At 67.4% G+C, this 25,441-nt stretch carries 27 protein-coding genes; 17 read left to right on the forward strand and 10 right to left on the reverse strand.

Features of this window, described 5'->3' with window-relative positions; genetic code table 11:
* Positions 1-17 precede the first annotated feature (17 nt).
* Together J2X50_RS22925 and J2X50_RS22930 are read right to left on the reverse strand one after the other, a co-directional pair.
* Positions 18-1,877, reverse strand: a complete 1,860-nt coding sequence (locus tag J2X50_RS22925) for an ABC transporter ATP-binding protein (RefSeq protein WP_429098311.1) — start codon at positions 1,875-1,877, stop codon at positions 18-20.
* Positions 1,878-2,055: 178 nt separating this feature from the next.
* Positions 2,056-2,367: a hypothetical protein gene (locus tag J2X50_RS22930; protein ID WP_429098313.1), complete on the reverse strand. Its 312-nt coding sequence runs from the start codon at positions 2,365-2,367 to the stop codon at positions 2,056-2,058.
* A 289-nt stretch (positions 2,368-2,656) separates the two neighbouring features.
* Here J2X50_RS22930 and J2X50_RS22935 point away from each other — a divergent pair, with 289 nt between their 5' ends.
* Together J2X50_RS22935 and soxR are read left to right on the forward strand one after the other, a co-directional pair.
* Positions 2,657-3,115, forward strand: a complete 459-nt coding sequence (locus J2X50_RS22935; RefSeq protein ID WP_429098315.1) for a tRNA (cytidine(34)-2'-O)-methyltransferase — start codon at positions 2,657-2,659, stop codon at positions 3,113-3,115.
* A gap of 162 nt (positions 3,116-3,277) precedes the next feature.
* Positions 3,278-3,718 (forward strand): redox-sensitive transcriptional activator SoxR, encoded by a 441-nt coding sequence (gene soxR, locus J2X50_RS22940; protein ID WP_429098317.1) that lies wholly within the window; start codon positions 3,278-3,280, stop codon positions 3,716-3,718.
* Between the two features lie 13 nt (positions 3,719-3,731).
* Here the strand turns inward: soxR and J2X50_RS22945 are convergent, their stop codons facing one another.
* Entirely contained in the window at positions 3,732-3,989 is a 258-nt protein-coding gene (locus J2X50_RS22945) for a hypothetical protein (protein WP_340038341.1), read from the reverse strand.
* A 78-nt stretch (positions 3,990-4,067) separates the two neighbouring features.
* On the opposite strand from J2X50_RS22945, the gene hemF reads away from it, so the two are divergent.
* The 6 genes from hemF (at position 4,068) to J2X50_RS22975 (ending at position 8,480) form a co-directional block, all read left to right on the forward strand.
* Positions 4,068-4,982 (forward strand): oxygen-dependent coproporphyrinogen oxidase, encoded by a 915-nt coding sequence (hemF, locus tag J2X50_RS22950; RefSeq protein WP_347968163.1) that lies wholly within the window; start codon positions 4,068-4,070, stop codon positions 4,980-4,982.
* Positions 4,983-5,041: 59 nt separating this feature from the next.
* Complete coding sequence (locus J2X50_RS22955; RefSeq protein ID WP_429098319.1) at positions 5,042-5,305, forward strand: BrnT family toxin; 264 nt, start codon at positions 5,042-5,044, stop codon at positions 5,303-5,305.
* The gene (locus J2X50_RS22960; RefSeq protein WP_429098320.1) at positions 5,295-5,558 is read left to right on the forward strand and encodes a helix-turn-helix domain-containing protein; all 264 of its coding nucleotides are present in this window, start codon (positions 5,295-5,297) and stop codon (positions 5,556-5,558) included. Before J2X50_RS22955 ends, J2X50_RS22960 begins: the two co-directional genes overlap by 11 nt.
* Positions 5,559-5,656: 98 nt before the next feature.
* On the forward strand, positions 5,657-7,501 hold the full coding sequence (locus tag J2X50_RS22965; RefSeq protein ID WP_429098322.1) for a DEAD/DEAH box helicase: 1,845 nt from the start codon (positions 5,657-5,659) through the stop codon (positions 7,499-7,501).
* 275 nt (positions 7,502-7,776) lie between these two features.
* Positions 7,777-8,040, forward strand: a complete 264-nt coding sequence (locus J2X50_RS22970; protein ID WP_429098324.1) for a DUF1344 domain-containing protein — start codon at positions 7,777-7,779, stop codon at positions 8,038-8,040.
* Positions 8,041-8,294: 254 nt separating this feature from the next.
* Positions 8,295-8,480: a DUF1059 domain-containing protein gene (locus tag J2X50_RS22975; RefSeq protein WP_340038348.1), complete on the forward strand. Its 186-nt coding sequence runs from the start codon at positions 8,295-8,297 to the stop codon at positions 8,478-8,480.
* A 2-nt stretch (positions 8,481-8,482) separates the two neighbouring features.
* Here the strand turns inward: J2X50_RS22975 and J2X50_RS22980 are convergent, their stop codons facing one another.
* From J2X50_RS22980 to J2X50_RS22990, 3 genes are read right to left on the reverse strand one after another with little or no spacing between them, the layout of a single operon-like run.
* Positions 8,483-9,742, reverse strand: a complete 1,260-nt coding sequence (locus tag J2X50_RS22980) for a CCA tRNA nucleotidyltransferase (RefSeq protein ID WP_429098326.1) — start codon at positions 9,740-9,742, stop codon at positions 8,483-8,485.
* Positions 9,739-10,371, reverse strand: coding sequence for a CoA pyrophosphatase (locus tag J2X50_RS22985; RefSeq protein WP_347968232.1), 633 nt, complete (start codon positions 10,369-10,371; stop codon positions 9,739-9,741). Before J2X50_RS22985 ends, J2X50_RS22980 begins: the two co-directional genes overlap by 4 nt.
* On the reverse strand, positions 10,371-11,015 hold the full coding sequence (locus tag J2X50_RS22990; protein WP_429098365.1) for a DUF1285 domain-containing protein: 645 nt from the start codon (positions 11,013-11,015) through the stop codon (positions 10,371-10,373). Before J2X50_RS22990 ends, J2X50_RS22985 begins: the two co-directional genes overlap by 1 nt.
* 280 nt (positions 11,016-11,295) lie before the next feature.
* On the opposite strand from J2X50_RS22990, the gene J2X50_RS22995 reads away from it, so the two are divergent.
* Genes J2X50_RS22995 through J2X50_RS23010 form a run of 4 tightly spaced genes read left to right on the forward strand, consistent with a single transcriptional unit; the run spans position 11,296 to position 18,119 of the window.
* A complete protein-coding gene (locus J2X50_RS22995; RefSeq protein ID WP_429098328.1) occupies positions 11,296-12,300 on the forward strand; it encodes an AAA family ATPase in 1,005 nt (334 codons plus the stop codon).
* Positions 12,300-13,214, forward strand: coding sequence for a DUF58 domain-containing protein (locus J2X50_RS23000; protein WP_429098329.1), 915 nt, complete (start codon positions 12,300-12,302; stop codon positions 13,212-13,214). The genes J2X50_RS22995 and J2X50_RS23000 overlap by 1 nt, the downstream gene beginning before the upstream one ends.
* Positions 13,211-16,036: a DUF4159 domain-containing protein gene (locus J2X50_RS23005; protein ID WP_429098331.1), complete on the forward strand. Its 2,826-nt coding sequence runs from the start codon at positions 13,211-13,213 to the stop codon at positions 16,034-16,036. The genes J2X50_RS23000 and J2X50_RS23005 overlap by 4 nt, the downstream gene beginning before the upstream one ends.
* Before the next feature lies 1 nt (position 16,037).
* The gene (locus J2X50_RS23010; protein ID WP_429098333.1) at positions 16,038-18,119 is read left to right on the forward strand and encodes a hypothetical protein; all 2,082 of its coding nucleotides are present in this window, start codon (positions 16,038-16,040) and stop codon (positions 18,117-18,119) included.
* Positions 18,120-18,392: 273 nt separating this feature from the next.
* Here the strand turns inward: J2X50_RS23010 and clpS are convergent, their stop codons facing one another.
* Positions 18,393-18,698: an ATP-dependent Clp protease adapter ClpS gene (gene clpS / locus J2X50_RS23015; protein ID WP_429098334.1), complete on the reverse strand. Its 306-nt coding sequence runs from the start codon at positions 18,696-18,698 to the stop codon at positions 18,393-18,395.
* Between the two features lie 195 nt (positions 18,699-18,893).
* Between clpS and J2X50_RS23020 the strand changes: the two genes are divergently transcribed.
* From J2X50_RS23020 to J2X50_RS23040, 5 genes are all read left to right on the forward strand, one after another.
* The gene (locus J2X50_RS23020) at positions 18,894-19,247 is read left to right on the forward strand and encodes a DUF1428 domain-containing protein (RefSeq protein WP_429098335.1); all 354 of its coding nucleotides are present in this window, start codon (positions 18,894-18,896) and stop codon (positions 19,245-19,247) included.
* 114 nt (positions 19,248-19,361) lie between these two features.
* Positions 19,362-19,601 carry a YdcH family protein gene (locus J2X50_RS23025; RefSeq protein ID WP_429098336.1) on the forward strand — a complete coding sequence of 80 codons (240 nt, stop codon included), beginning with the start codon at positions 19,362-19,364 and terminating at the stop codon, positions 19,599-19,601.
* Positions 19,602-20,138: 537 nt separating this feature from the next.
* On the forward strand, positions 20,139-21,092 hold the full coding sequence (locus tag J2X50_RS23030; RefSeq protein WP_429098338.1) for a helix-turn-helix transcriptional regulator: 954 nt from the start codon (positions 20,139-20,141) through the stop codon (positions 21,090-21,092).
* Between the two features lie 226 nt (positions 21,093-21,318).
* Positions 21,319-21,669 (forward strand): hypothetical protein, encoded by a 351-nt coding sequence (locus tag J2X50_RS23035; RefSeq protein ID WP_429098340.1) that lies wholly within the window; start codon positions 21,319-21,321, stop codon positions 21,667-21,669.
* Entirely contained in the window at positions 21,666-22,175 is a 510-nt protein-coding gene (locus J2X50_RS23040; RefSeq protein ID WP_429098341.1) for a hypothetical protein, read from the forward strand. Before J2X50_RS23035 ends, J2X50_RS23040 begins: the two co-directional genes overlap by 4 nt.
* Positions 22,176-22,209: 34 nt before the next feature.
* Here the strand turns inward: J2X50_RS23040 and J2X50_RS23045 are convergent, their stop codons facing one another.
* From J2X50_RS23045 to choW, 3 genes are all read right to left on the reverse strand, one after another.
* The gene (locus J2X50_RS23045; RefSeq protein ID WP_429098343.1) at positions 22,210-23,259 is read right to left on the reverse strand and encodes a serine hydrolase domain-containing protein; all 1,050 of its coding nucleotides are present in this window, start codon (positions 23,257-23,259) and stop codon (positions 22,210-22,212) included.
* A gap of 98 nt (positions 23,260-23,357) precedes the next feature.
* Entirely contained in the window at positions 23,358-24,539 is a 1,182-nt protein-coding gene (gene choV / locus J2X50_RS23050) for a choline ABC transporter ATP-binding protein (protein ID WP_429098345.1), read from the reverse strand.
* The gene (gene choW, locus J2X50_RS23055; protein WP_429098347.1) at positions 24,536-25,390 is read right to left on the reverse strand and encodes a choline ABC transporter permease subunit; all 855 of its coding nucleotides are present in this window, start codon (positions 25,388-25,390) and stop codon (positions 24,536-24,538) included. Before choW ends, choV begins: the two co-directional genes overlap by 4 nt.
* Between the last annotated feature and the right edge of the window lie 51 nt (positions 25,391-25,441).

Consider the following 25,441-nt stretch of genomic DNA (forward strand, 5'->3'; position numbering starts at 1 on the left):
CCTCGGCGTTTCGCTCCCTACTCCGCCGCCTGGGCCTCGACGCCATCGGCCTCTTCGAGCAGGAAGCCGCCCGACTGGCGCTGCCACAGCGAGGCATAGAGCCCGCCTTTGGCGACCAGCTCGTCATGGCTGCCCTGCTCGACGATGCGGCCCTTGTCCATGACGACGAGGCGGTCCATCGCCGCGATGGTGGAGAGGCGGTGGGCGATGGCGATGACGGTCTTGCCCTCCATCAGGCGATAGAGGTTTTCCTGGATCGCCGCCTCGACCTCGGAATCGAGCGCCGAGGTCGCCTCATCGAGGATCAGGATCGGCGCGTCCTTGAGCATGACGCGCGCGATCGCGATGCGCTGGCGCTGACCGCCCGACAGCTTGACGCCGCGTTCGCCGACATGCGCCTCGAAGCCCTTGCGCCCCTTGGGGTCGGCGAGCGTGGCGATGAAGTCGAGCGCTTCGGCGCGGCGCGCCGCCTCGATCATCATCGCTTCCGACGCATCGGGACGGCCATAGAGGATGTTGTCGGCCACCGAGCGGTGCAGCAGCGAGGTGTCCTGCGTGACCATGCCGATCTGGGCGCGCAGGCTGTCCTGCGTGACCTTGGCGATGTCCTGCCCGTCGATCAGGATGCGACCCTTCTCGAGGTCGTAGAAGCGCAGCAAAAGGTTGACCAGCGTCGACTTGCCGGCGCCCGAGCGGCCGACGATGCCGACCTTCTCGCCCGGCTTCACGTCGAGCGTGAGCTTGTCGATCACGCCCTTCTGCTTGCCATAGTGGAAGCCGATGCCGTCGAACGAGATCGCCCCCTTCTCGACGGCGATGGTCTTGGCGCCGGGCTGGTCCTCGACCAGGCGCGGCATCGAGATCGAGGTGATGCCGTCCTGGACGGTGCCGATGCTCTCGAACAGGCCCGAGACCTCCCACATGATCCACTGCGACATGCCCCACAGGCGCAGGACGAGGCCGAGCACCACGGCGACGGCGCCGATGGTGACGACCTCGTCGAGCCACAGCCAGATCGACAGGATGCCGACCGACAGGAGCAGCGTCGAGTTGAGCAGGTAGAGCGCGCCGTAGAGCGAGGTCACCAGCCGCATCGACCGGTAGACGGTGCCCATGAACAGCGACATGCCCTCCTTGGCGAAGGACGCCTCGCGGCGCGAATGCGAGAACAGCTTGACCGTCTGGATGTTGGTGTAGCTGTCGACGACGCGGCCGGTCATGGTCGAGCGCGCATCGGCCTGCTCTTCGGCGAGCCTGCCGAGCCGCGGCACGAAATAGCGCAGCAGAAGCACGTAGCTGACGAGCCAGGCCACCAGCGGCGCCGCGAGGCGCAGGTCCGCCGAGCCGACGATGATCAGCACGCCTATGAAATAGACGATGACGTAGTTGAGCACGTCGATCAGCTTGACCACGCACTCGCGCACGGCGAGCGCGGTCTGCATCAGCTTGGTGGCGATGCGGCCGGCGAACTCGTCCTGGTAGAAGCTCATCGACTGCTTGAGCAGGTAGCGGTGCACCTGCCAGCGGATGCGCATCGGATAGTTGCCCATCAGCGTCTGCTGGTTGACCAGCGACTGCAGCACCACCATGCCCGGCAGGATGACCATGACGATGAAGGCCATGCCGGCGAGCTTCCAGCCTTCGTTCTCGAGGAACGTCTCGCGGTTCTGGGCCGACAGCCAGTCGACGATGTTGCCGAGGAAGCCGAACATCCACACTTCGGCGAGCGCGATCAGCGAGGTCAGCAGCGCCGCAATGACGATGTAGGGCCACGCGCCCCTGGTATAGTGCAGGCAGAAGGCGACAAGCGTCTTCGGCGGCTCGACCGGCTCCTCGGGCGGAAACGGATTCAGTCTGTTTTCAAACCAGCGGAACATCTTGTCTCTCAATTCGAAGTTCTGGCGCGGCACCCCGCGCAGTATCGGTAGTTTCAACGCGGCACAGGGACGCGTGATGCATTGTTCGAGCGCCAATCGTCCGGCCCTGCGGCGCCTCGCGCCAGCGGCGCGGGACAGCACTAGAAATGTAGGTGACGGCTAAGGGTTCGGCGAACCCCTAGCGCGTGCCTCCTGACATCGTTCTGGCAGCAGGCCGGGCTGCCTCCGACCGGCCGGCGAGCCGGCCGATCAGTCTTGCCAGCCGCTTGAACAGCGGCCGGTGGTTGGGGTCGGGCACCACCAGCGACATGTCGACGTCGGGCAGCATGCCCCGATGCGGGCGCCGCGGCGCAGCCCACGCTTGCGGGCTTTCGCCCATCGACAGCGCCCAGGCCGCATGCCTCGCTTCGGCGAGTGCGTTCGACCGGACCGGGTTTACAGAGTCGTGTTGGCTACGGGCAACCTGCCCGTTGAAGATGTTGGCAAACATCGGAATTGTCCTTCGAAAACCGGAACAGGAGTTCGGCGGATCGCGATGCGAGGATGCCTGTATATGTCAGGAATGTCGTCGTACCGGGCCGCCGCTCAGGCAGTTCGTCGCCCACAGAGGGGGCGGTGAATGTCTATGGCCATCATGTGTCCCATGCCCTCCTCCTTCGGTTCGAGTTGACAATGGCGGCCGTATACTCCCATTCGCGACAGAACGCCACATGAGCCCGTTCACTTTCTTCTTTGGCGGAACTTGCTGTTGCCCTGCAGCCACAGATTAGGAAGGCCAAATGAACGAGAAGCTGCGCATCGCCCTCTACCAGCCGGACATCGCCGGAAACACCGGCACCATTCTCCGCATGGCCGCCTGCCTAGGGCTCGGCGTCGACCTGATCGAGCCCGCCGGCTTCGACATCTCCGACCGGGCGCTCAAACGCGCCGGCATGGACTATCTCGAAATGGCGGCCCTGACCCGGCACGTCGACTTCGACCGCTTCGAGCACTGGCGCCAGGGCGAAGGCCGCCGCCTGATACTGATGTCGACCAAAGCCGCCCTGCCCTATACGGATTTCCGCTTCGAAGCCGGCGATATCGTCATGCTCGGCCGCGAATCGGCCGGCGTGCCGGACCACGTCCACGATCTCGCCGACCAGCAGCTGATCATCCCCATGCCCGGCGGCGGCCGCAGCCTCAATGTCGCGCTGGCTGCCGCCATGGTCGCAGGCGAAGCACTGCGCCAGATCGGCTGAGACCAGCGCCGCCAGCCTGGCGGCCAGCGCGGCAAGATCGCCCGGCGCCGCGCCGCATGAACTCCGGTTCCAGTGTGTCGCCATGCTCTCTTTCCTTCTCTTGCAAGGTCATGGCCTGTTCCGTACAACCTCAACTAAACTTGAGGTCAAGCGGGAATTTTCATGGGCCAGGAACTGACAGTCGGCGAGGTGGCGCGGCGCAGCGGCGTGGCGGTTTCGGCGCTGCATTTCTATGAGACGCGCGGGCTGATCCAGAGCCATCGCACGGCGGGCAACCAGCGCCGCTATTCACGCGACGTGCTGCGTCGCGTGGCGGTGATCAGGATCGCGCAGGAGGTCGGCATTTCGCTCGCCGACATTGCCGCGACCCTTGCCACCCTGCCCGACGGGCGCACGCCGACGCGCGAGGATTGGAGTCTGCTTTCAACGGCTTGGCGCCACGACCTCGACCACCGCATCGAACAGCTGAAGAAGCTGCGCGACGGGCTGACCGACTGCATCGGCTGCGGCTGCATGTCGATCGACAGGTGCCCGTTGCGCAACCGCGAGGACAGGCTGGCGCGCCAGGGCCCTGGACCGCGAAGGCTGATCGTGAAGGATTAGTCCGGCGGAAGGATCAGTCAGACGTCGGCAGACGGCGGATGGTGAATTCGATGACGTCGCCGGGGCGCTCGAACCAGCTTTCGATCTCGGTCCAGTAGGCCTGCTTCGGCCAGCGGGTGAACCACTCCTGCGCCTTGGCCCGCGCGTCGTTGCGCGGCAGCACGAACGTCTCGCGCAGGAACCCGTCGCGCGGCTTGCCGGCACGTTCGGCGCGGCTGCGCTGCAGCCGCTTCCTGAGGTCGTCCAGCGGCGGTCTGGTCGGGGTGCCCATAAAGAACTCCTTGACCCTGTCGAGAAGGAGATTAGGGATCGCGCCGGAAAATTACGAGTCATTTGTGCGGAGCCCAAATTGCAGCGCCCAGAAATACCGGTTGGACTTCCGGCCGACATAGAAGACCGCAAACTGCGCGCCCGCGCCTGGTTCGAGGAACTTCGCGATCGCATCTGCCAGACCTTCGAGACGCTGGAAGACGAGGTGCAGGGACCGCTGGCGAGCTGGGCGCCCGGCCGCTTCGAGCGCACGCCGTGGCAGCGCGACGAAGGCAAGGGCGGCGGCGGCGTCATGTCGATGATGCACGGCCGCGTGTTCGAGAAGGTGGGCGTGCACACTTCGACCGTGCATGGCGAGTTCTCGCCCGAGTTCCGCAAGCAGATGCCCGGCGCCGAGGAAGACCCGCGCTTCTGGGCCTCCGGCATCTCGCTGATCGCCCATCCGCAGAACCCCAACGTGCCGGCCGTGCACATGAACACGCGCATGGTCGCGACCTCGCGCTGGTGGTTCGGCGGCGGCGCCGACCTCACCCCGGTGCTCGACCGCCGGCGCACCCAGGAGGACACCGACACGGTGGCGTTCCACAAGGCCATGCAATTCGCCTGCGGCAAACACGCCGGCGTCGCCGACTACCAGAAGTACAAGGACTGGTGCGACGAGTATTTCTTCCTGCCGCACCGCAACGAGCCGCGCGGCACCGGCGGCATCTTCTTCGACTGGCAGCATTCGCCCGAGGAAAAGGGCGGCTGGGACGCCGACTTCCGCTTCGTGCAGGATGTCGGCCGCGCCTTCCTCGTCGCCTACCAGCACCTGGTCCGCCAGAACTTCAACTCGAACTGGACCGACGCCGACCGCGACGAGCAGCTGGTGCGCCGCGGCCGCTATGTCGAGTTCAACCTGCTCTACGACCGGGGCACGATCTTCGGGCTCAAGACCGGCGGCAACATCGCCTCGATCCTGTCGAGCCTGCCGCCGGAGGTCAGGTGGCCATAAGCGGCCTGTTGCGCTTACTACGCTGATAGCGTATAAATGCGGTAGCCGATGGATGCCGCATGAAGATTTCCTTCGACCCAGGCAAGGACGAATGGACCTGGGCCGAGCGAGGCTTCTCGCTGGCACTCGGGGCGGAGGTGATCCGCAACAAGGTCACCACCTTCCTCGACGACCGGCAAGACTATGGCGAGGACCGCTTCGTCACCTTCGGCTATGTCGAGGCGCGGCTCTACGTCTGCGTGTTCACGATGCGCGATACGGTCTTTCACATCATCTCGCTGCGGAAGGCCAACGACCGGGAGATAGCAAGATATGGTCGATGATGCCGACAGCCACGACTGGACCGAAGAAGCGACGCGCGCACTGGATGCGGCCGCCAAGCTGAAGCTCGTGCGCGGGCTGCTGGAGATGAGCCAGGGCGATTTCTCCACCCTGCTCGGCATCCCTGTCGCTACCCTGCAGAACTGGGAACAGCGCCGCACTGAACCGGATGCGGTGGCGCGGACGCTGATCGACCTGATCTATGACGACCCCAAGGAGATGCGGGCACGAATGCTGCGGCGCAACGCTGCATAGGTGCGCTTCGCATTGACGCGGCGGCGGCGAGCCTTTAGAGAGCGCCCTTTCCTTGGCCCTCCCCATGAGACGGGCCTTGCTCTCATTGGAAGAATTCGGTGACGATTTTCGACAACATGGTTCCGGCGCTGGCCGGGGCACTCGCCGCGCGTGGCTACGAAACGCTGACCGCGGTGCAGACGGCGGTACTGGCCCCGGAGGCAGCCGACGTCGACCTGCTGGTCTCGGCCCAGACCGGCTCGGGCAAGACGGTGGCCTTCGGCATCGCGATCGCGCCGACGCTGCTTGCGGGCCGCGAACGCTTCGTGCCGGGGGCGGCGCCAAGTGCCGTCATCATCGCGCCGACGCGCGAGCTTGCCATCCAGGTGCGCCGCGAGTTCGAATGGCTCTATGCCGGCACCGGCGCGCGCATCGCCTCCTGCGTCGGCGGCATGGACATGCGCAAGGAACGCCGGGCGCTGGATGACGGCGCGGACATCGTCGTCGGCACGCCGGGCCGCCTGCGCGACCACATCACCCGCGGCTCGCTCGACATCGCCTCGCTCCGCGCCGTGGTGCTGGACGAGGCCGACGAGATGCTCGACCTCGGCTTCCGCGAGGACCTCGAATTCATCCTGGCGGCCGCCCCCCAAGAGCGCCGCACGCTTTTGTTCTCGGCGACCGTCCCCCCGCAGATCGCGCAATTGGCAAAACGCTTCCAGCGCGACGCGCTGCGCATCACCGCCGCCGGCGAGAGCCGCCAGCACGACGACATCGAATACCGCACCATCCTGGTGGCGCCCGCCGACCGCGAGAACGCCATCATCAACTCGCTGCTCTATTTCGACGCGCCGAGCACCATGGTGTTCTGCTCGACCCGCGAGGCGGTGAAGCATCTTGCGGCGCGCCTCGCCAACCGCGGCTTCCACGTGGTGGCGCTGTCGGGCGAGTTGAGCCAGGCCGAACGCAACAACGCCCTGCAGGCGATGCGCGACGGACGGGCGCGGGTCTGCGTCGCGACCGACGTCGCCGCCCGCGGCATCGACCTGCCCAATCTCGACCTCGTCATCCATGCCGACCTGCCGTCGAACCCCGAGACGCTGCTGCACCGCTCGGGCCGCACCGGCCGCGCGGGACGCAAGGGCGTCTGCGCCCTGATCGTGCCGTTCCACCGCCGCGGCAGCGCAGCACGCCTCCTGAAGATCGCCAAGCTGCAGGCGGAGACGCAAGCCGCGCCCGGCCCGGCCGAGATCGACGCGCGTAACCATGAGCGCATGCTGGCCGAGCTTGCCGGCATCGAAGCCGCAGCCGAGGACGAGGCCGCACAGGTGGCCGAACTGCTCGCCGCGCATTCGCCCGAGACGCTGGCGCTCGCCTGGCTGCGCCAGCAGGCGACCTTGCGCCCGGCCGCCGAAGAACTGTCCGACGGCCCCGCCCCCGCCTTCGACGCGGCCAAGGCAGAGCGCCCCGACAACCGCTTCGAGAGCGGCGTCTGGTTCTCGGTGTCGGTCGGCCGCAAGCATCGCGCCGAACCGCGCTGGCTCTTGCCGCTGATCTGCAAGGCCGGCCGGGTGACCAAGCGCGAGATCGGCTCGATCCGCATCTTCGACACGGATTCGCATTTCGAGGTCATCACCGAACGCGCCGACGCCTTCGCGCGGGCGGTCGAGGAACAGGGCACGCTGGAAAAGGGCGTCGTCATCAGCCGCCTCGATGGCGCGCCTGGTGGCCGGGACGCCGGCGCCAAGCCGAAAAAGCAGCACCGCAAGGGCCAGTACGATCCTTCGGCCAAGCCGCCGTTCAAGAAGAAGGCCTTCGACAAGGCGCCCCACGACAAGCCCAAGGGCGAGAGGTCGGGCTTCGACAAGCCGCGCGGCGAGAAGTCCTGGGGCGACAAGCCGAAGGGCGACGGGCCGGCGAAGAAGTTCAAGCCGAAGAAGAAGCCTGCGAAATTCGACCGGTAGGACATGCCGGTGGATGCGACTTTTGGCTGCATCCCCCCGCCGCCACAATCGACGCCACAATGTGCAATTTCGGCGAAGATTGTGGCTAACCGACTGCGAATAAATATCTTTTTCGTCTAATATTCGCAGCCGGGGGCAGGTTTATGTCTATTGCCGGGCCGGGAAACGCCGGCGGTTTCCTACACCCCGGAGCCGCGACCCGACGTGACCTGACGGCCCAACACCCAGGCGGGCACCAGGCCCAAATGGTGCCCGCACCTCCGGAGAGCATTGCCATGCGCAAGCTTTTTGTCCCGGCAGTAGCAGCTGCCGTCCTCGCCTCCTCCGCCCTCGCCTTCGCAGCCTCGGCCCAGCACACCAACGGAACAATCAAGACCTTCGACATGAAGGCCATGAGCCTGGTGCTGGACGACGGCTCGACTTATGTCCTGTCCAAGAAGTTCAAGGACCCCGGGCTGAAGGCCGGCGAGAAGGTCGCGGTGACCTGGGACACGAGCGGCAAGGACAAGGTTGCAGAGGTCGTCAAGATCCTCAAGTAGCGCTGCTGCGGCGAAAGCATGCCAAAGGGGGCGGAACGGCTTGTTCCGCCCCCTTTTTCGCGCAGCGCCCGAGCAAGTGGATTCACATTGTCGGCGCTTTGGCGCAAGCATTTGAAAACACTTTGCTTTTGCCATGACTACCAGCCTCTTCACGGCGAATTGTCGCCGTTCCGGCGAGCCGGGCAACCAATCGCCGCCTCGCGTGTTATAGTTCGCGCCGAACAGAGCGAGGACGCGAGGAAAGGAGACCTCCGATGAAGGAATTTCAATGCGGGTCGCTGGTCCCCGGCTGCCAATGGCATACCCGCCACGAGGACGAAGCCGAGATCATGCGCCGCGTGGCCGAGCATATGCGCGAGACGCATGGCGAAACCGTCATCCGCGAGACGATGATCGAAGCCATCCGCTCGCGCATCGAGAAAGTGCCTGACGCGGCCTGACCTCAGGCCTTGGCCAATTCCGCGGCGCGTTCGAGCAGCGCGTCGCGCTCCAAAACGAGCCCGCCCTCGACCCATTCTGCCTCCAGCGCCTTGAGCAGCGCGCCAAGACGCGCGCCCTCGACCCCGAGCGGCGCGACGTCGCCGCCGCGCAACGGGAACTGCGGCTTCCGCCACTTACCGGCAAATGTGAGCAGGCGAAAATAGCCGCCGGCCTCGACCATCGCCTTGTCGTCCTGCACGGCGCGCCCGCGCGCCGAAGCCAGGTCGAGGCGCAGCCGATCGACATGGCCCTGGAAGTCGCCGCGGTAGAGCCGCTTGGCGAGCCCGCCCTCGGTGACGGTCGGCTCGACCTTGGACGTAGACGCCCAATGTACCAACCTCTCCGTTTCGGCGTTGGACAGCCTGAGCCTCTCGCCCAGCGCCTTCATCCGCGCCGCATCGGGTGGAACGATCGCCGCCAGCCTGAGGAGCGGATCGGCCGGCCAGCCGAGATCGGCCTCGGCGCGGACCAGCGCGTGGATGGCGTCGATGCCCCATTTCTCGGTTTCGGCAAGCACCGCCGTCAGCACGCCGACCTGGCGCATCCAGAGGAGCGCGCGCGACGGGTCGGGTGCCGAGAGCATCTTCTTCAGCTCCGACCAGACGCGCTCGGCCGAAAGCCGGGAAAGCCCGTCCTTGAGGCGGGCGCAGGCCTTGAGCCCCTCCGCATCGGGCCGTCCCGAGCCGTACCAGGCAAAGAAGCGGAAGAAGCGCAGGATGCGCAGATAGTCCTCGCGGATGCGCGTCTCGGCGTCGCCGATGAAGCGCAGGGTGCGGCTTTCGAGGTCGGCGAGGCCGCCCACGAGATCGACCACCGTGCCGTCGGCCCGGGCATAGAGCGCGTTGATGGTGAAGTCGCGCCGCTCGGCGTCGAGCCTCCAGTCGCGGCCGAAGACGACCTTGGCGCGGCGGCCGTCGGTCTCGACGTCGGCGCGCAGGGTGGTGACCTCGAAGGGCCGGCCGCCGGCAATCACCGTGATGGTGCCGTGCTCGGCCCCAGTCGGCACCGTCCTGAAACCCGCCGCCTCGGCGCGGAGCACCGTTTGCGCGGGCAGATTGGTGGTCGCGATGTCGACGTCGGCGACCGCTTCGCCGAGCAGCGCGTTGCGCACCGCGCCGCCGGCGATGCGCGCCTCCTCGCCGTCGGCCTCGAGCGCCGCAAGCAGCGTCTGCAGATGTGGATCGGCCAGCCAGCCGGCCTTGCCGGCGATCGAAGCGCTCACGCGTAGAGCCTTTCATAAAGCGCCCTGATGATACCGGCGGTGACACCCCAGATGTAGCGCTCCTCGTAGGGCATGGCGTAGAAGAAGCGTTCCTGGTCCTGCCAGACGCGGCTGGCGCGGTTGTGGTTGAGCGGGTCCATCAGGAAGCCGAGCGGCACCTCGAAGGCATCGTCGACCTCGTCGGCGTTGAGGGCGAGTTCGAAGCCGGGACGGACGATCCCGAGCACAGGCGCGATGCGGTAGCCCGAGCCGGTGACATAGTCGGGAAGCCGGCCGATCACGTCGATGAATTCGGACGTCAGCCCGATCTCCTCGACCGTTTCGCGCAGGGCGGCGGCTTCGGGCGACACGTCGCCCGGATCGATGCGGCCGCCGGGAAAGGCGATCTGGCCGGAATGGCTCTTCAGCTTGTCGGCGCGCTTGGTGAGGATGACGGTCGAGGCATCGCCATGGTCGACGACGGGAATGAGCACCGCGGCGTCGCGCAGCCGGTCGTGGACGAAGACCTCGCGCAGGCCGGGATTGAGCGTGTGGTCGCCATAGTCGGCGGCAGCGTCGTTGAGATGCTCCTGGGCGGCGCGCTGGCGGAAATCCTGCGCCGAATAATGCGCTGCGGGGGCATGGACCATCACGCGCTCAACCGCTCCAGCCGGTCCCAGGGCATGACCGGATAGACCTCGCCCTTCGAGCGGACCGCAAACATCGCCTCGCCGCCGATGTCGATGCGTTCGCCGATGCCCGCCATCTCGTACATCACCGGCCGCGCCACCAGCGCCTCGAGCCGGCCGCGCACCAAGAGATAGGGCTTGAGCCCGCCGGTCTCGGGCTCGTCGACGAAGCGCAGCGGATGGCCGGGGCCTGCCTCGACCACGTCGCCGACATTGGTGCGGAAGGTGAGCACCTGGTCTGTGCCCTCGCCTGCGACGTTCATCTCGACGGCGACGAAGGGCGCGTCGACGACGCGGATGCCGACCCGCTCGACCGGGGTGACCAGATAGGTCTTGCCGTCGGCGTCCTTGCGCAGGACGGTGGAAAAGAGCTGCACCAGCGGCGCCCGGCCGATCGGCGTGCCGAGATAGAACCAGGTGCCGTCGGCGCGGATCTCCATGTCGAGATCGCCGCAGAAAACAGGATTCCAGCGCTCGACCGGCGGCAGGCCCTTGCCGACGCGGGCGGCGCGCGAAATCAGCGCCGCGAGCCCGGCAGTGTCGCCGGCCCGGGTCAGCCCGGTCTCAACGATGGCCTCGCGGCTATGGTCCAGGTCGGCGGTCATGGTCACGAAATAGTCACTGTTGTTGCGCTTGTCAGCATAGGCGAGTGATTTAAGTTGAACATGAAGACCTCGCCAAGGTGCGAGTCGGGAGTTGCGACGCCCAGGAACGTTTGACCTTCGGGGACTGGGCGGCAGGCGCCACGTCCGAACGGACGGCGCGGTAGACCGAAGGGGCGGATGGTCTTGGGGCTGGCACTTCGATAGTTTGAGTTGGCGCATGCTTCTTCCGCTGTCGGAAGCGATTCTGGGATCGATGCGCGAGTAGAAGGATCGGGCCCGCATGAGCGTGATGATCAAGGAAACAGCTGTCAGCGAACGCGACATGATCGCCGCGGCCGAGCGCGCTCTGGCCGACATATCCAAGGTGCGCCAAGGCGTCGGCCGCGTCATCTTCGGCCAGGAAAGCGTGGTCGAGCGCGCGCTGGTGGCGCTGCTCGCCGGCGGCCATGCGCTGCTGGTGGGCGTGCCCGGTCTCGCCAAGACCAAGCTGGTCGAGACGCTGGGCGTGGTGCTCGGGCTCGACGCCCGCCGCATCCAGTTCACGCCTGACCTGATGCCGTCCGACATCCTCGGCTCCGAGGTGATGGAGCAGGACGAGCAGGGCAAGCGCTCCTTCCGCTTCATTTCCGGCCCGATCTTCGCCCAGCTCCTGATGGCCGACGAGATCAACCGCGCCAGCCCGCGCACCCAGTCGGCGCTGCTGCAGGCGATGCAGGAATATCACGTCACGGTCGCCGGCGAGCGCCACGACCTGCCCGCCCCGTTCCACGTGCTGGCGACGCAGAACCCGCTCGAGCAGGAAGGCACCTATCCCCTGCCCGAGGCGCAGCTCGACCGCTTCCTCATGCAGATCGACATCCTCTACCCCGACATCGAGGCCGAGCGGCGCATCCTGCTCGAAACCACGGGCATCGAGGACGCCAGGGCGCAGAACGTGCTCGATCCGGAACGTCTCAAGGACATCCAGAGGCTTATCCGCCGCATGCCGGTGCCCGAAAGCGTGGTCGAGGCGATCCTGAAGCTGGTGCGCTCGGCCCGTCCCGGCCAGGGCAATGCCGACACCGACAAGCACGTGACGTGGGGGCCGGGCCCCCGCGCCAGCCAGGCGCTGACGCTGTGCGCCCGCGCCCGCGCCCTCTATGACGGGCGGCTGGCGCCGTCGATCGACGACGTCAAGGCGCTGGCGGAGCCCGTGCTGCAGCATCGCATGGCGCTGACCTTTGCCGCCCGCGCCGAGGGCATGAGCGTGCGCGACGTGATCGCAAGGCTGGCCAAGGACGTGTGATGGCACGTATCGGCGAGGCATCCGCACCTGTCGCGACGAGCGATGCGCTCGCGCGCGGGCGGCTGCGCGCCTCGCTGGTGCCCGACCTCCTGGTCGAGGCCCGCCGCATCGTCAACACCGTCATCGCCGGCTGGCACGGCCGCAAGAAGCGCGGCATCGGCGAGAATTTCTGGCAGTTCCGCCCCTATGTGCAGGGCGAATCCATGGCCCGCATCGACTGGCGCCGCTCGGCCCGCGACGACCACACCTATGTGCGCGACCGCGAATGGGAGGCGGCCCACACCGTCTGGCTGTGGGCGGACCTCTCGCCGTCGATGCTGTACAGGTCGAAGACAGCCTCGGTGTCGAAGGAATCGCGCGCGCTGGTGCTGATCCTGGCGCTGGCCGAGCTTTTGTCGCGCAGCGGCGAACGCATCGCCTGGCCCGGCCTGACCGACCCGTTCTCGGCGCGCAACGGCGCCGAGCGGCTCGCCTCGCAGCTGTCGCAGGCGATCGGCATGCCGGCGCGGCCGGACCTCGCCGGCATCCGCCGCTTCTCCGACGTCATCCTCGTCGGCGACTTCCTCGACCCGGTCGAGGAGACGATGGCCTGGCTCGACACGCTGGCGCGCCATGGCGCGCGCGTGCATCTGGTCGAGGTGGCCGATCCGGCCGAGGAGACCTTCCCCTATTCCGGGCGCACCGAGTTCACCGACCCCGAGACCGGCGACAAGCTGACCGCCGGGCGGGCCGAGCAGCTCGCCACCGACTACCGCAACCTCTACCAGGCGCGCCGGCACGAGCTTGGTGCCTGGTGCAAGCGGCTCGGCTGGAGCTACACGGTCAACCACACCGACCGGCTGGCCTCGGAGGCGCTGGTGCATGTGCACATGGCGATGACCGCAGAGGGCCACGGGCCGGGAGGCCGCCGATGAGCTGGCTGCCGCTTTCCTTCGCAGCACCGGCGGTGCTGTGGGGCCTGCTCGCGCTGCCCGTCATCTGGTGGCTGCTCAGGCTGACCCCGCCCAAGCCGCAGGCGGAGATATTCCCGCCGCTGAAGATCCTGGCGAGGGTGTTCAGGAAGGAAGAGACACCGCACCGCAGCCCGTGGTGGCTGACGCTGCTGCGCCTGCTGATGGCGGCGCTGGTGGTGCTGGCGCTGGCCGAACCGATCTTCAACCCGCGCCAGCCGGTGACGACGAGTTCGAGCGCGCTGGCGCTGGTGATCGACAATGGCTGGTCGAGCGCGCCCGACTGGAAGCTGCGCATGGCGACCGCTGAACGGCTGATCAAGACCGCCGAGGCCAAGGACGCGCCGATTATCCTCGCCTTCACCGCCGAGAAGGCCAATGCCCAGATCGGCCCCTACAGCGCCCGTGAGGCGCGCGACCGGCTGAACGCGGCGATGCCGCGCCCGGTGCCGACCGACCGGCCCGCCGTCTATGCCCGCGTCGGCACGGCGCTGAAGGACCTGCCGGGTGCGACGGTTGCCGTGCTGGGTGACGGCCTTGCCACGCCAGACGACCAGAAATCCTTTGCCAACCTCTTCGGCGAGCAGACCGGCAACATCATCTGGGCGCAGCCCGACCGCATCGACACGGTCGCCATGACCGCTGCAGACAACCAGGTCGACCGCTTCTCCATCACCGCCATCCGCGCGCCCGGCAACCCGGCGCCGGCGCAGGTGACGGCGGGCGTCTATGACGACAAGGCCCGCCGGATCGGCGACGCGGCAATGACCTTCCGCCCCGGCGAGAGCCAGGCGACGGGCGACATCGTCGTGCCCTTCGAGCTGCGCAACGACTTTTCCTGGATCGCACTCGATGGCCAACCGCAGGCAGGCGCGGTGCGCGTGCTCGACGAAAACGCCAAGCGCCGACGTGTCGGGCTTCTGTCGCAGACACCGGTCGACCAGTCGCGCCTGCTACTGTCACCGCTCTACTATATCCGCAGGGCGCTTGAGCCATTCGCCGACCTGGTCGAGCCGCCGAGCCCCGACCTGATCGAGGCGATCCCGCAGCTTCTGGCGCAGAAGCCGGCCGTCATCGTCATGGGCGACGTCGGCACCGTGCCCGAGAGCGTGCGCGGCCAGTTGATCGATTGGATGGACAATGGCGGCACGCTGGTGCGCTTCGCCAGCTCCCGTCTGATCACCGCCGGCAACGACGCCGAGCTGCTGCCGGTAAGCCTGAGGCTCGGCGAGCGCTCGCTCGGCGGATCGTTATCCTGGACCGAACCGCAGCCAGTGGCGCAGTTCCCCTCGACCGGTCCCTTCGCCGACCTCGCGCCGCCGTCCGATGTGACCGTCAACCGCCAGGTGCTGGCCGAACCGACGCCCGACCTCGTCGACAAGACCTGGGCGGTGCTGGCCGACGGCACGCCGCTGGTGACCGCCGACCGCCGCGGCAAGGGCATGGTCGTGCTGTTCCACATCGCGCCGCAGGCGACATGGTCGAACCTGCCGATCTCGGGCAGCTTCGTCGAGATGCTGCGCCGCATCGTGCAACTGTCGCGCAACCAGGGGGCTGCCGGCGCACGCCCCGATGTGCCGGTGGCCTCACTTGCTCCCTATCGCATGATCGGCGCCGACAGCGCGCTGACCCCGCCCTCAGGCGAAACGAAGCCGCTGCAGGTCGGCGGCGGCAAGGCCCCGCCGGTGACGCTCGACAATCCACCCGGCATGTATGGCTCGCAAGACGGCATCTTCGCCCACAACCTGCTTGCCGCCGACGCCACGCTGGCGCCGATCGAGCGCCCGGCGATGTCCGTTCCCGTAACAGACGAACGTTATGCGCTCGACGAATCGCGCGACATGAAGGCACCTCTGCTCGCCACTGCCGCGGCATTGCTTCTGGCCGACAGCCTGATCGTGCTGTGGTTGGGCGGCATGTTCCGCCGCCGCCCGCGCACCGCCCAGGTCGCGAGCGCAGTGCTGATGCTGTTCGTGCTTGCGGGTGCATTCGCGACCTCCGTACCGGATGCCCGCGCCCAGGATTCCAAGCCCGGCGACGTTCAGGCGGTCGAGGCGATCTCCAAGACCCGCATCGCCTATGTGCTGACGGGCGTCGCCAATACCGATTCCGTCAGCCGGGCCGGCCTGACCGGCCTCACCCAGTTCCTGATCGAGAAGACGGCGCTGGAGCCCGGCGAGCCCGCCGGCGTCGACATCGGCAAGGACGAGCTTGCCTTTTACCCGCTGATCTACTGGCCCATCGATCCAGGTGCGCAGATGCCGAGCGAACAGGCGATCGCCCGCATCGACCAGTACATGAAGGAAGGCGGGACGGTGCTGTTCGACACGCGCGACCAGTTCGCGAGCGGCCTCGGCGCCGATTCCGCCAGCCCGGCAACGCAACGCCTGCGCGACATCCTCGCCAACCTCAACGTGCCGCCGCTCGAGCCTGTGCCGCAGGACCATGTGCTGACCAAGGCCTTCTTCATCCTTCCGGAGTTTCCCGGCCGCTTCAACGGCAGCCCGCTGTGGGTGGAAGCGTCTTTGGACGCGGAGAATACCGAGAGGCGACCGGTGCGGACCGGCGACGGCGTGAGCCCCATCATGATCACCGCCAACGACTTTGCCGGCGCATGGGCCGTCGATGCCACCGGCGCACCGCTGCTGCCGACCGTGCCGTCGGATCAGATGCAGCGCGTGCTGGCGCTGCGCGCCGGCGTCAACATCATGATGTACATGCTGACCGGCAACTACAAATCCGACCAGGTGCACGTGCCGGCGCTGCTCGAACGGCTGGGGCAGTGAGATGAACTGGTCGGCGACATTCGAACCCCTGCTCTCCTGGCCGGTGCTGGCGACAATCCTGGCGCCCGTCCTGATCGCGGCCCTTGCCGGGCTCTATTTCCGCCAGCGCGGCGCCTGGCTGCGCCTTGCCGCACTGGCCGCACTTGCGCTCGCGCTCGCCAACCCCGTCATCCTCGACGAGGAGCGCGAGCCGCTGAAGAGCGTGGTGGCGATCGTCGTCGACCGCAGCCAGAGCCAGGACATCGGCGAACGAACCGCGCAGACCAATGCGGCCGTCGAGGGGCTGAAGGAACGGCTGGCGCGCTTCCGCCAGTTCGAGGTGCGGGTGGTGGAGGCCGGGCGCGCCTCGGCCGGCGACGACAGGACCCAGACGCGGCTGTTCGCGGCGCTCGAAAGCGCCTTCCGCGACGTGCCGCCCTCGCGCATCGGCGGCGCCGTCATGGTGACCGACGGCCAGGTGCACGACGTTCCGGGCGCCCCCGCCATCGGCGCGCCGCTGCACGGGCTCATCACCGGTGAGGAGCACGAGCGCGACCGCCGCATCCGCTTCGAGAGCGCACCGCGCTTCGGCATCGTCGGCAAGCCGCTCGACATGACCTATCGCGTGATCGACACCGGCGGCGCCGCCGGCGAGGTCGACGTCAGGGTGTCGATCAACGGACAGCAGGTTTCCGTCGAGCGCGCCTTCGTCGGCCAGCAGATGCCGCTCCAGATCACCGTGCCGAGTGCCGGCCGCAACATCGTCGAGCTTGCCATCGACCCCGTCGAGGGCGAGCTGACCGACACCAACAACCGGGCGATCGCGCTGGTCGACGGCATCCGCGAGAACCTGCGCGTGCTGCTCGTCTCGGGCGAACCGCATGCGGGCGAGCGCACCTGGCGAAACCTGCTCAAGTCGGACGCCTCGGTCGACCTCGTGCACTTCACCATCCTGCGGCCGCCGGAAAAGCAGGACGGCACGCCGATCAACGAGCTGTCGCTGATCGCGTTTCCGACGCGCGAGCTGTTCGTCGAGCGCATCAACGACTTCGACCTGATCATCTTCGACCGCTACCAGCACCGCGACGTGCTGCCGATCCTCTACTACGACTACATCGCCGAATATGTCGAAAAGGGCGGCGCGCTGCTGATCGCGGCAGGTCCCGAATATGCCGGCGACCAGTCGATCGCGCGCACCCCGCTGATTTCCGCCCTGCCCGCCATGCCGAACGGCGAGGTGATCGAAAAGGCGTTCTACCCGCGCCTGACCGAGCTCGGAAAGCGCCACCCGGTGACCCGCGGCCTGGAAGGCTCGGCGCAGGAGCCGCCGCGCTGGAGCCGCTGGTTCCGCCAGATCGGCATCGAGCAGCCGGAGGGCGAGGTGGTGATGAAGGGCGCCGACGACAAGCCGCTGCTCCTGCTCGACCGCAAGGGCGAAGGCCGCGTCGGCATGTTCCTGTCCGACCAGGGCTGGCTCTGGGCACGCGGCTTCGAGGGCGGCGGCCCGCACGTGGCGCTCTACCGCCGCATCGCCCACTGGCTGATGAAGGAGCCCGAGCTCGAGGAAGAGCGGCTGACGGCGGAGGGCCGCGGCATGGTGCTCGACATCCGCCGCCAGACGATGCGCGACGAGGCCGGCTCGGCCCGTGTCATCACCCCTTCCGGCAAGACGCTCGACGTGCCGCTCAAGCAGAGCGAGCCGGGGATCTTCTCCGGCAGCGTCGAGACCAGCGAGATCGGGCTCTACCAGGTCGGCAACGGCGATCTCACCGCGCTCGCCCATGTCGGCCCGGTCAACGCGCCGGAATTCGCCGACGTGGTTTCCACCGAAAACGTGCTGCGCCCGGCAGCGGAGGCGACCGGCGGCGACGTGCGGAGGCTCGCAGCGAGCGGCATCGCCGGCGTGGGCGGCGGCATTTCGCTGCCCAACGTGGTGCCGGTGCGCGGCTCGGCCGATGCCTCGGGGCGTGACTGGATCGGCTTCCGCACCACCGACGACAGCGTGCTGAAATCGGTATCGCGGGTGCCCCTGTTCGGCGGCTTCCTCGGCCTCGGCCTGCTGCTTCTGGCGCTCGGAGCCATGTGGTACCGCGAGGGACGTTAGCTGGCCTGCGCCAGCTTCGCGCTTTGCGCCCGGATTTTTCCAACGACGCCAGTTTCATACCCCCACCCCTAACCCCTCCCTACAAGGGGGAGGGGAATCTTCCGGCCGCCAGCACAAGCCCGTACCCCCTCGCGCCATAGGCGCAGACCTGTTCGCGATGTCCTCGCACACCTGTTCGCGATGTCCCCGGTCCAAACAGTGGGGAGGGGTTAGGGGCGGGGGTACCTATCGATGCGCCCAACACGAGGTGTGCGCCGATGGTACAGCGTCCCCCTACTCCTCCGGCTCGGTTGTGAACTGCAGCGGATAGCCCTTGGCGCGACCGGCCTCGGTGGCGCGGGTGGCCTTGGTCTCGGCGACGTCCCTTGTGAACACCGCGACCACGCAGACGCCTCGCCGGTGGGCGGTGATCATCACCCGATAGGCCTGGTCCTCGCTCATCCTGAACTCGCCCTTCAGCACCGTGACGACGAACTCGCGCGGCGTATAGTCGTCGTTGACGAGAATGACCTTGTGCAGCCGCGGCCGCTCGGTCCTGGGGCGGGTCTGCGTGCGCGGAACGGTGATCGTTGCGGGCATGGCGCTCGTGCCTCATGCGCTCATGCCGATATTATGGGATCGGCGAGCGCCGCGCGCAACGCATGGGAACCGCTTCGCCGCTCGTTCATTGAACAGCCGCCGGGGCGCGCGGCGAAAAATTCGAGGGACCATTGTCGGATTCCCGCCCGGCCGTTCGTCCTTGGGAAGCCAAGTCCAAACCACGAGGAGAACAAGATGACCTATGTCGACGGATTCGTGCTCGCAGTGCCGAAGAGCAACATCGAGGCCTACAAGGCCATGGCCAAGACGGCCGGCGAGGTGTGGAAGGAACACGGCGCGATCGACTATGTCGAATGCCTTGCCGACGACGTACCCTATGGCGAGGTGACGTCGTTCCCGCGCGCGGTACAGGCCAAGGAGGACGAGATCGTGGTCTTTTCCTGGGCCGCCTATCGCTCGCGCGAGGAGCGCGACGAGATCATGAAAAAGGTGATGGCCGACCCGCGCCTGAAGAGTGATCCTGCCTCGTGGCCCTTCGACGGCAGGCGCATGATCTATGGCGGTTTCGAGGCGTTCCTCAAGCTGTAGCCTGTTCGATTGCGACGGCGCCCAACTGCCAGTCTCTCGAACCTTGACCTCGGTCAAGTCCGGGGCCGATCGGACCGTCTAGGCTTGATTCGACATAACGCAAGGAGACGACGAATGTCGAACACGCCCCACACCCTCGGCGAGGAATTCCCCGGCAAGCTCGAAGCCATCCACGCGCTCAAGGCGCAGGACGAGACCTTCGCACGCGCGCTCGCGGAATATGACGAGGTGAACGACCGGATCCACCGGGCCGAGACCAGGATCGAACCGGTCAGCGAGGATCATGAGGCATCGCTGCGCAAGCGCCGGTTGGTGCTCAAGGACGCCATCGCCACGGCGCTTGCCGCCAACTGACGACCCGCCCGCGGGCACGCCACCGGGTGTGCCCGCGGAGCTGTATCCGTTGCCCGGGTTCAGCGAACCACGCCCCACACCGCCCCCATCGGCGTTGCACAGTAGCATGGCGTGTTTATCGGGGTTGCCGATCCCGTACACATCGGCTGGCCGTAAGGGTTCACACAAGCGTAGCCGACCTGCATGCCTGGGTTCTGAACCACGGTAATATTTGGCGAGACGACGAAGTCCCCGCCCCGTGCATTTCCGTTTACCGACCTTGCATCCCCAGCCGTGCATGGCTTTGCAAGGTCTAGGTACAATTGAACTCTACCAAAGCAGGAAGGATGCACATGCCGCGCCCATGACTGGCGACGCTTCATTTGATGTTCGCTCACGCTGCATGCTTCCTTAGAGGTTGCCGTTCCCCTCCACAGCCCCGGTTGACCAAAAGGCCGTTTGCGCGGATAAGGGCAACAACCCGCATGTCGTGCATGGTTGCAATAATTCCCGCATAGGTCGCAGGCGGGGCGACCGGCTTCAAATGGATCGGCTCCGATGCAGCGCCTGTCGACACGCGACGTTCCGGCACGCGACCGCTTGTCCTATCTGCACGACTTCGTCGCCCGCCATGTCGCCGGACTGCGCTTCAGGCCGATGGACAGCGAGACCTTCACCTTCGACCTCGCGGCCTATTTCCTCGATTCGCGCACGACGGTGGGCACCGCCTGCTATTCGGCGGTTGCCGGCGAGCGCCCCAGGGACCTGCTGGCTGTCGACGGCCGGCAGGACTATCTCATGACCATCCACACCTCGGACTACGAGGTGGCGATCGAGGGCAAGAGCCCGCTCGTCATCCGGGCCGGCGACATCACCCTCGTCAACGAGGCCACGCCCATGGCCTTCGCCCTGCCCGCGACGCTGCTCAAGGTCGTCTCGCTCGACGAGGCACGGCTTGCGACACTGGCCCCGCGCGTACGCACGCAGGCTTTTCACCACATCGCCTCGGGTGCGGCGGGCGCAGCCCTGCTGTCGGGCTACGCCGATCTGTTGCGCGCGGCCGCCCCGGACGGCGAGGCCGGGCGCCGGCTCGCGGGCAACCATCTCTACGACCTCGCGGCGCTGGCCATCCAGGGCGGCAGCACCGCCGCCGAGCAGGCAGGGCCAAGCCTGGGCGCGGCCCGGCTCGCGCTGGTCAAGGCCGATATCCTGCGCCATTTGACCGACCCGGCGCTCGGGATTGCCGGCGTTGCCCGGCGCCAGGGGGTGACCCCGCGCTACGTCCAGCGCCTGTTCGGCCAGGAGGGGCTGACTTTCTCCGAATTCCTGCGCGATGCGCGCCTCGACCTCGCGCTGAAGGCGCTGCAACGCTCCGCCCCCCGGACGGCGACCATCTCGGCGATCGCCTTCGACGCCGGCTTCGGCGACCTGTCCCATTTCAACCGCGTCTTCCGCCAGCGCTTCGGCGCCACCCCCAGGGACATCAGGGCGGCTGCGCTCGGCCGGCAGTAAATTTCGCCGCAGGTTCGCTCCAGCCCGCATCCGTTCGTCCAGCGCCAAGACCAGCCCCGGCGGCCTGTCGTAGAGCGGCGGCGTGGCGGACCGGTGCATGGGATCGACGGGGGGCTCCCGCAAGACGATGACCGATTGCCACGAACGGACCGCCGGCTGGGCAGAGCCGGCGGTCCACGCGTTCCTGTCCGGCGCGGCCAACCTTCATTCAAATCGAGAGCGAAGCATGAAACGGGCAATCCTATTGATCCTTTGCGGCCTCGCCGCCGCGTGCAGCCAGACCGCGACGACTTCCAGCCCCGGTCCGGCGGCCAAGGCGTCGGCAAGGACGAGCGCGAAGGCGACGACACGGCAGGCAGCCGCCGCGAACTGCGAGGAAGCCATGCGCAAGGCGACCCAGGCACAGACGAATGCCGCGATGCTTGGCGGCGCCCTGTCGATGGTCGGCGGCTTCGGGGGCTTCGGCGGCCGTGGCGGCGCGATCGCCGCGCAGGCCGCGTCGGTCGGCGGTTCGCTGGTGCAGGCCAAGGCGCAGGGCGACGCCGACAAGGCGATGCAGGCGGAGTGCATGGGATGACGGTCGCGGCACGATGCCGGCTCGCAGCCGGACTATTTGCGGCAGTCCTGGGCTTCTGTGCCCTGGTTTCGCCGGCGGCGGCGCTGACCGAGGAAGAGGCCGGCAAGGTGACCCGGCTGCTCGGCGAGCTGCAGCCGGAGCTGGGCAGCCTCGCCTATGACGAAGAGGCGGCCGACGACTGGTTCGACCGCGACCAGGAAAGCGAGGGCCGCATCGAGAAGGCCGGCTTCAGCCGCGAGGGCTGGAAAGAGGCGCTGGACGCCACATTCCGAGGCTATCTGGCGACCATCCCGGAGGCCGAGTTCGAGGGCCGCTTTGCCAACATCGAGGCAAGGCTCGAGGCCAGCTCGACGCTGACGGCCGAGCAGAAGGCGGCGATGCGGGAAATGTTCGAGGAAGAACGGGCCAAGACGCGAGCGCTGCGCGCCGAAGGCCGACAGTATCTCGATATCATCCGGCCCTATGCCGATCTCCTGGATGCGGCGCTCGGCGAGCCATCGCCCTGACGGGGCAAGAAAGGGAGGCGCCAGGCGCTTCCCGTCAACCTTCGCGCGCGGCGGGCGGCACGCCGCCGCCATCCCGGACGGAGGCGACCACGCTGGCCAGGAGGTCGTGCAGCTGGTCGCGATAGCCGGACTGCGCCGACGGATTGCCGTCGTCGGAGGTCATGGCGACGGTGAGGCCGAGCGACGGCACGATGTAGAGCATCTGTCCGCCGTAGCCCCAGGCATAACGCACGTCCTCGCCGCCGATGCGGCGCAGGAACCATCCGTAGCCATAGCCGTCGCCGTTGAAGACCGAGGTGGTGCGCGGCACCCAGGATGCCTCGATCCATTCGGGAGAGACGACACGCTCGCCCTCCGGTGTGGTGCCGCCATTGCGGTAGAGTTCGCCGAAGGCCAGCAGCGAGCGGGTGCTCATGGCCATCTGGTTGCCGCCGAGATAGATGCCCTGCGGGTCGCGGTCCCAGCCGCCGATGCGGAAATCCTTGACCGGCGCCAGCCAGTCGCGGGCGAGTTCGAGCATCGGGCGGCCGGTCTTGCGGGTGAGGATGGCCGAGAGCAGGTGCGATGAGCCGGTCGAATAGAGCATGCCGCCGCCAGGCTCGTCGACGAAGGGCTGGGCCAGCACGAAGCGGACCCAGTTGTGGCTGGACACCCAGCGGCCGTAATTGGGACCGGACGTGCGGTCGAGCCCGGCCTGCATCGACAAAAGGTTGCCGATGGTGATCCGGTCGAGCCGCGGATCGGGCTTCTCCGGCAGGTCGCGGGCGAGGATCGGCGCAATCTTCTCGTCGACGCCGTCGAGGACCTTCTTGTCGATGGCGATGCCGACCAGCAGCGCCACCACCGTTTTGGATGCCGACTTGATGTTGGTGGGCGTGTCCGGCGAATTGCCGCGATAGCCGCGTTCGGCCAGCACGTCGCCGCCGCGGGCGACGATGACCGCCTTGAGGTTTTCCAGCCTTGCCGCCTCGTCGAGCAGCGTCGGCAGCGGCCGTGGCGCGGATGTCGGTGCCTGCTGCTGGGAGAAGGCCGGGGGCACGACGGGGAACAGGCCCGCAAGGGCGAGGAAATGACGGCGGTTCATGCCGCCGGATCTAGCCCTGCGGCATGTCGGAATCATGCGCGATGCGGCGAGGTCACGACGATTTGACCGGCCGCCCGGGCGGCCGGTCGGTCGGCACGCTAGCGCCTCAGCACCGCGCTCAGCACGTCGCGGACGCCGATGGCGCCGACGAAGCGCGACTGGTCGTCGAAGAGTGCCACCGGCGAGGTCTGCGAGCGGTGCATGGCGAGCATGACCAGCTTGAGCGAGGTGCCGGGCTTGGCCCAGAACACCTGCGCCACGTCCTCGGGCTGGCCGTCGATCTCGTCGCAGGACACCCAGATGGCCGGCTTGCCGTTGCGTTCCGCCGCAGTCACCATCCCCTGCCCGTCGATCTTGAAGCGCGTCGTCTTGCGACGGTCGAGCCACAGCCAGCCCTCGCCGGCATCCTCGAGGTCGCGGCGGTCGCGCATGACGTTCCAGGCGGTCAGCACCGACAGCGGGTTCACGTTGGCGATGAAGTCGCGGACATAGTCGTTGGCCGGACGCAGCACGATATCCTCGGGCGCGCCGGTCTGGACGATGCGGCCGCCCTCCATGATGGTGATGTGGCTGCCGATCTTGAGCGCTTCCTCGAGGTCGTGGCTGACGAAGATGATGGTCTTCTTGAGCTTCTTCTGCAGCAGCAGCAGCTCGTCCTGCAGCTTGGTGCGGATCAGCGGGTCGAGCGCCGAGAACGGCTCGTCCATGAGCAGGATCGGCGCCTCGGTGGCGAAGGCGCGGGCGAGGCCGACGCGCTGCTGCATGCCGCCCGAAAGCTCATGCGCATATTTCTTCGCCCAAGGCGTCAGGTTGACCAGATCGAGCTGCTTGCCGACGCGCGCCTTGCGCTCGGCCTCCGGCATGCCGGCGAGTTCGAGGCCGAAGCCGACATTCTCCTCGACCGTGCGCCAGGGCAGCAGCCCGAACTGCTGGAACACCATGGCGACCTGGTGCTGGCGCAGCCGGCGCAGCGTCGCCTCGCTGCAGCTGACCACGTCGACCATCTTGTCGCCGTCCTTGACCATGACCTGGCCGCGCGAGACGATGTTGAGGCGGTTGACCGCCCTGAGCAGCGTGGACTTGCCCGAGCCCGACAGGCCCATCAGCACCGAGATCTCGCCCTCGTTGACGGTGAGGTTGGCGCCGGCGCAGCCGAGCACGTTGCCGGTCTTCTCGAGGATTTCGGCGCGGCTGGCGCCGGCATCGATCATGGCGAGCGAGGCGGCGGCATCGGAGCCGAAGACGATGTCGACATCCTTGAAATCGACGGCAACGGTCATTTCTTGCCTCCCACGCCGATGCGGGTCATGCGGTCGAGCACGATGGCGAGCACCACGATGGCCAGGCCCGCCTCGAGCCCGAGGTCGATCCTGCGCGATCCGAGCGCGCGGTTGATTTCGGTGCCGAGGCCGCCGGCGCCGATGAGGGCGGCGAACACCACCATCGACAGCGACAGCATGATGCACTGGGTGAGCCCGGCCATGATGGTGGGGAGCGCGGCCGGCAGCTCGACCTTCCACAAAAGCTGCCGCTTGGTGGCGCCGAAGGCCTGGCCGGCCTCGATGATCGATGTCGGCACCGAGACGACGCCGAGATGGGTGAGGCGTACCGCGGTAGGGATGACGAAGATGATGGTGACGATGAGGCCCGGCGCGTTGCCGAGGCCGAACAGGGTGAGCACCGGAATGAGGTAGACGAAGGTCGGCAGCGTCTGCATCAGGTCGAGCACCGGCAAGAGAAAGCGGTAGACCTTGGGGTTGTGCGCGGCCCAGATGCCGAGCGGGACGCCGATGGCCATCGACGCGGCGGAGGCGGCGACGACGAGCACCAAAGTCTCGACGGTCTGCTTCCACAGGCCTTGGTTGATGATGAAGAGCAGGCCGAGCAGCACGCCGACGGCAAGCGCGCGCGAGCGCTGCAGGTACCATGCCAGCCCGGCGATGAGCACGGCGACAAGTACCGGCGGGAGCAGGAGCAACGTGTCGACCAGCCCGTCGAGCAGGAAGTTGAGGCCGTTGGAGAAGCCACGCAGGATGGCGTTGAAGTTGTCCGTCAGAAAGGTGAAGAAGGCCTTGCCCCAGGCCCCGATCGGGATCTTGTAGGCGGCCAGAAATTGCGAAACAGGATCCATCTCTCCCCTCTCCCTTTCGGACGCCGGTCGATGCCGGCGCTCACCCGTCGA

Origin of the sequence: Aminobacter sp. BE322, from assembly GCF_050433525.1 — a bacterium.
GTDB lineage: Bacteria > Pseudomonadota > Alphaproteobacteria > Rhizobiales > Rhizobiaceae > Aminobacter.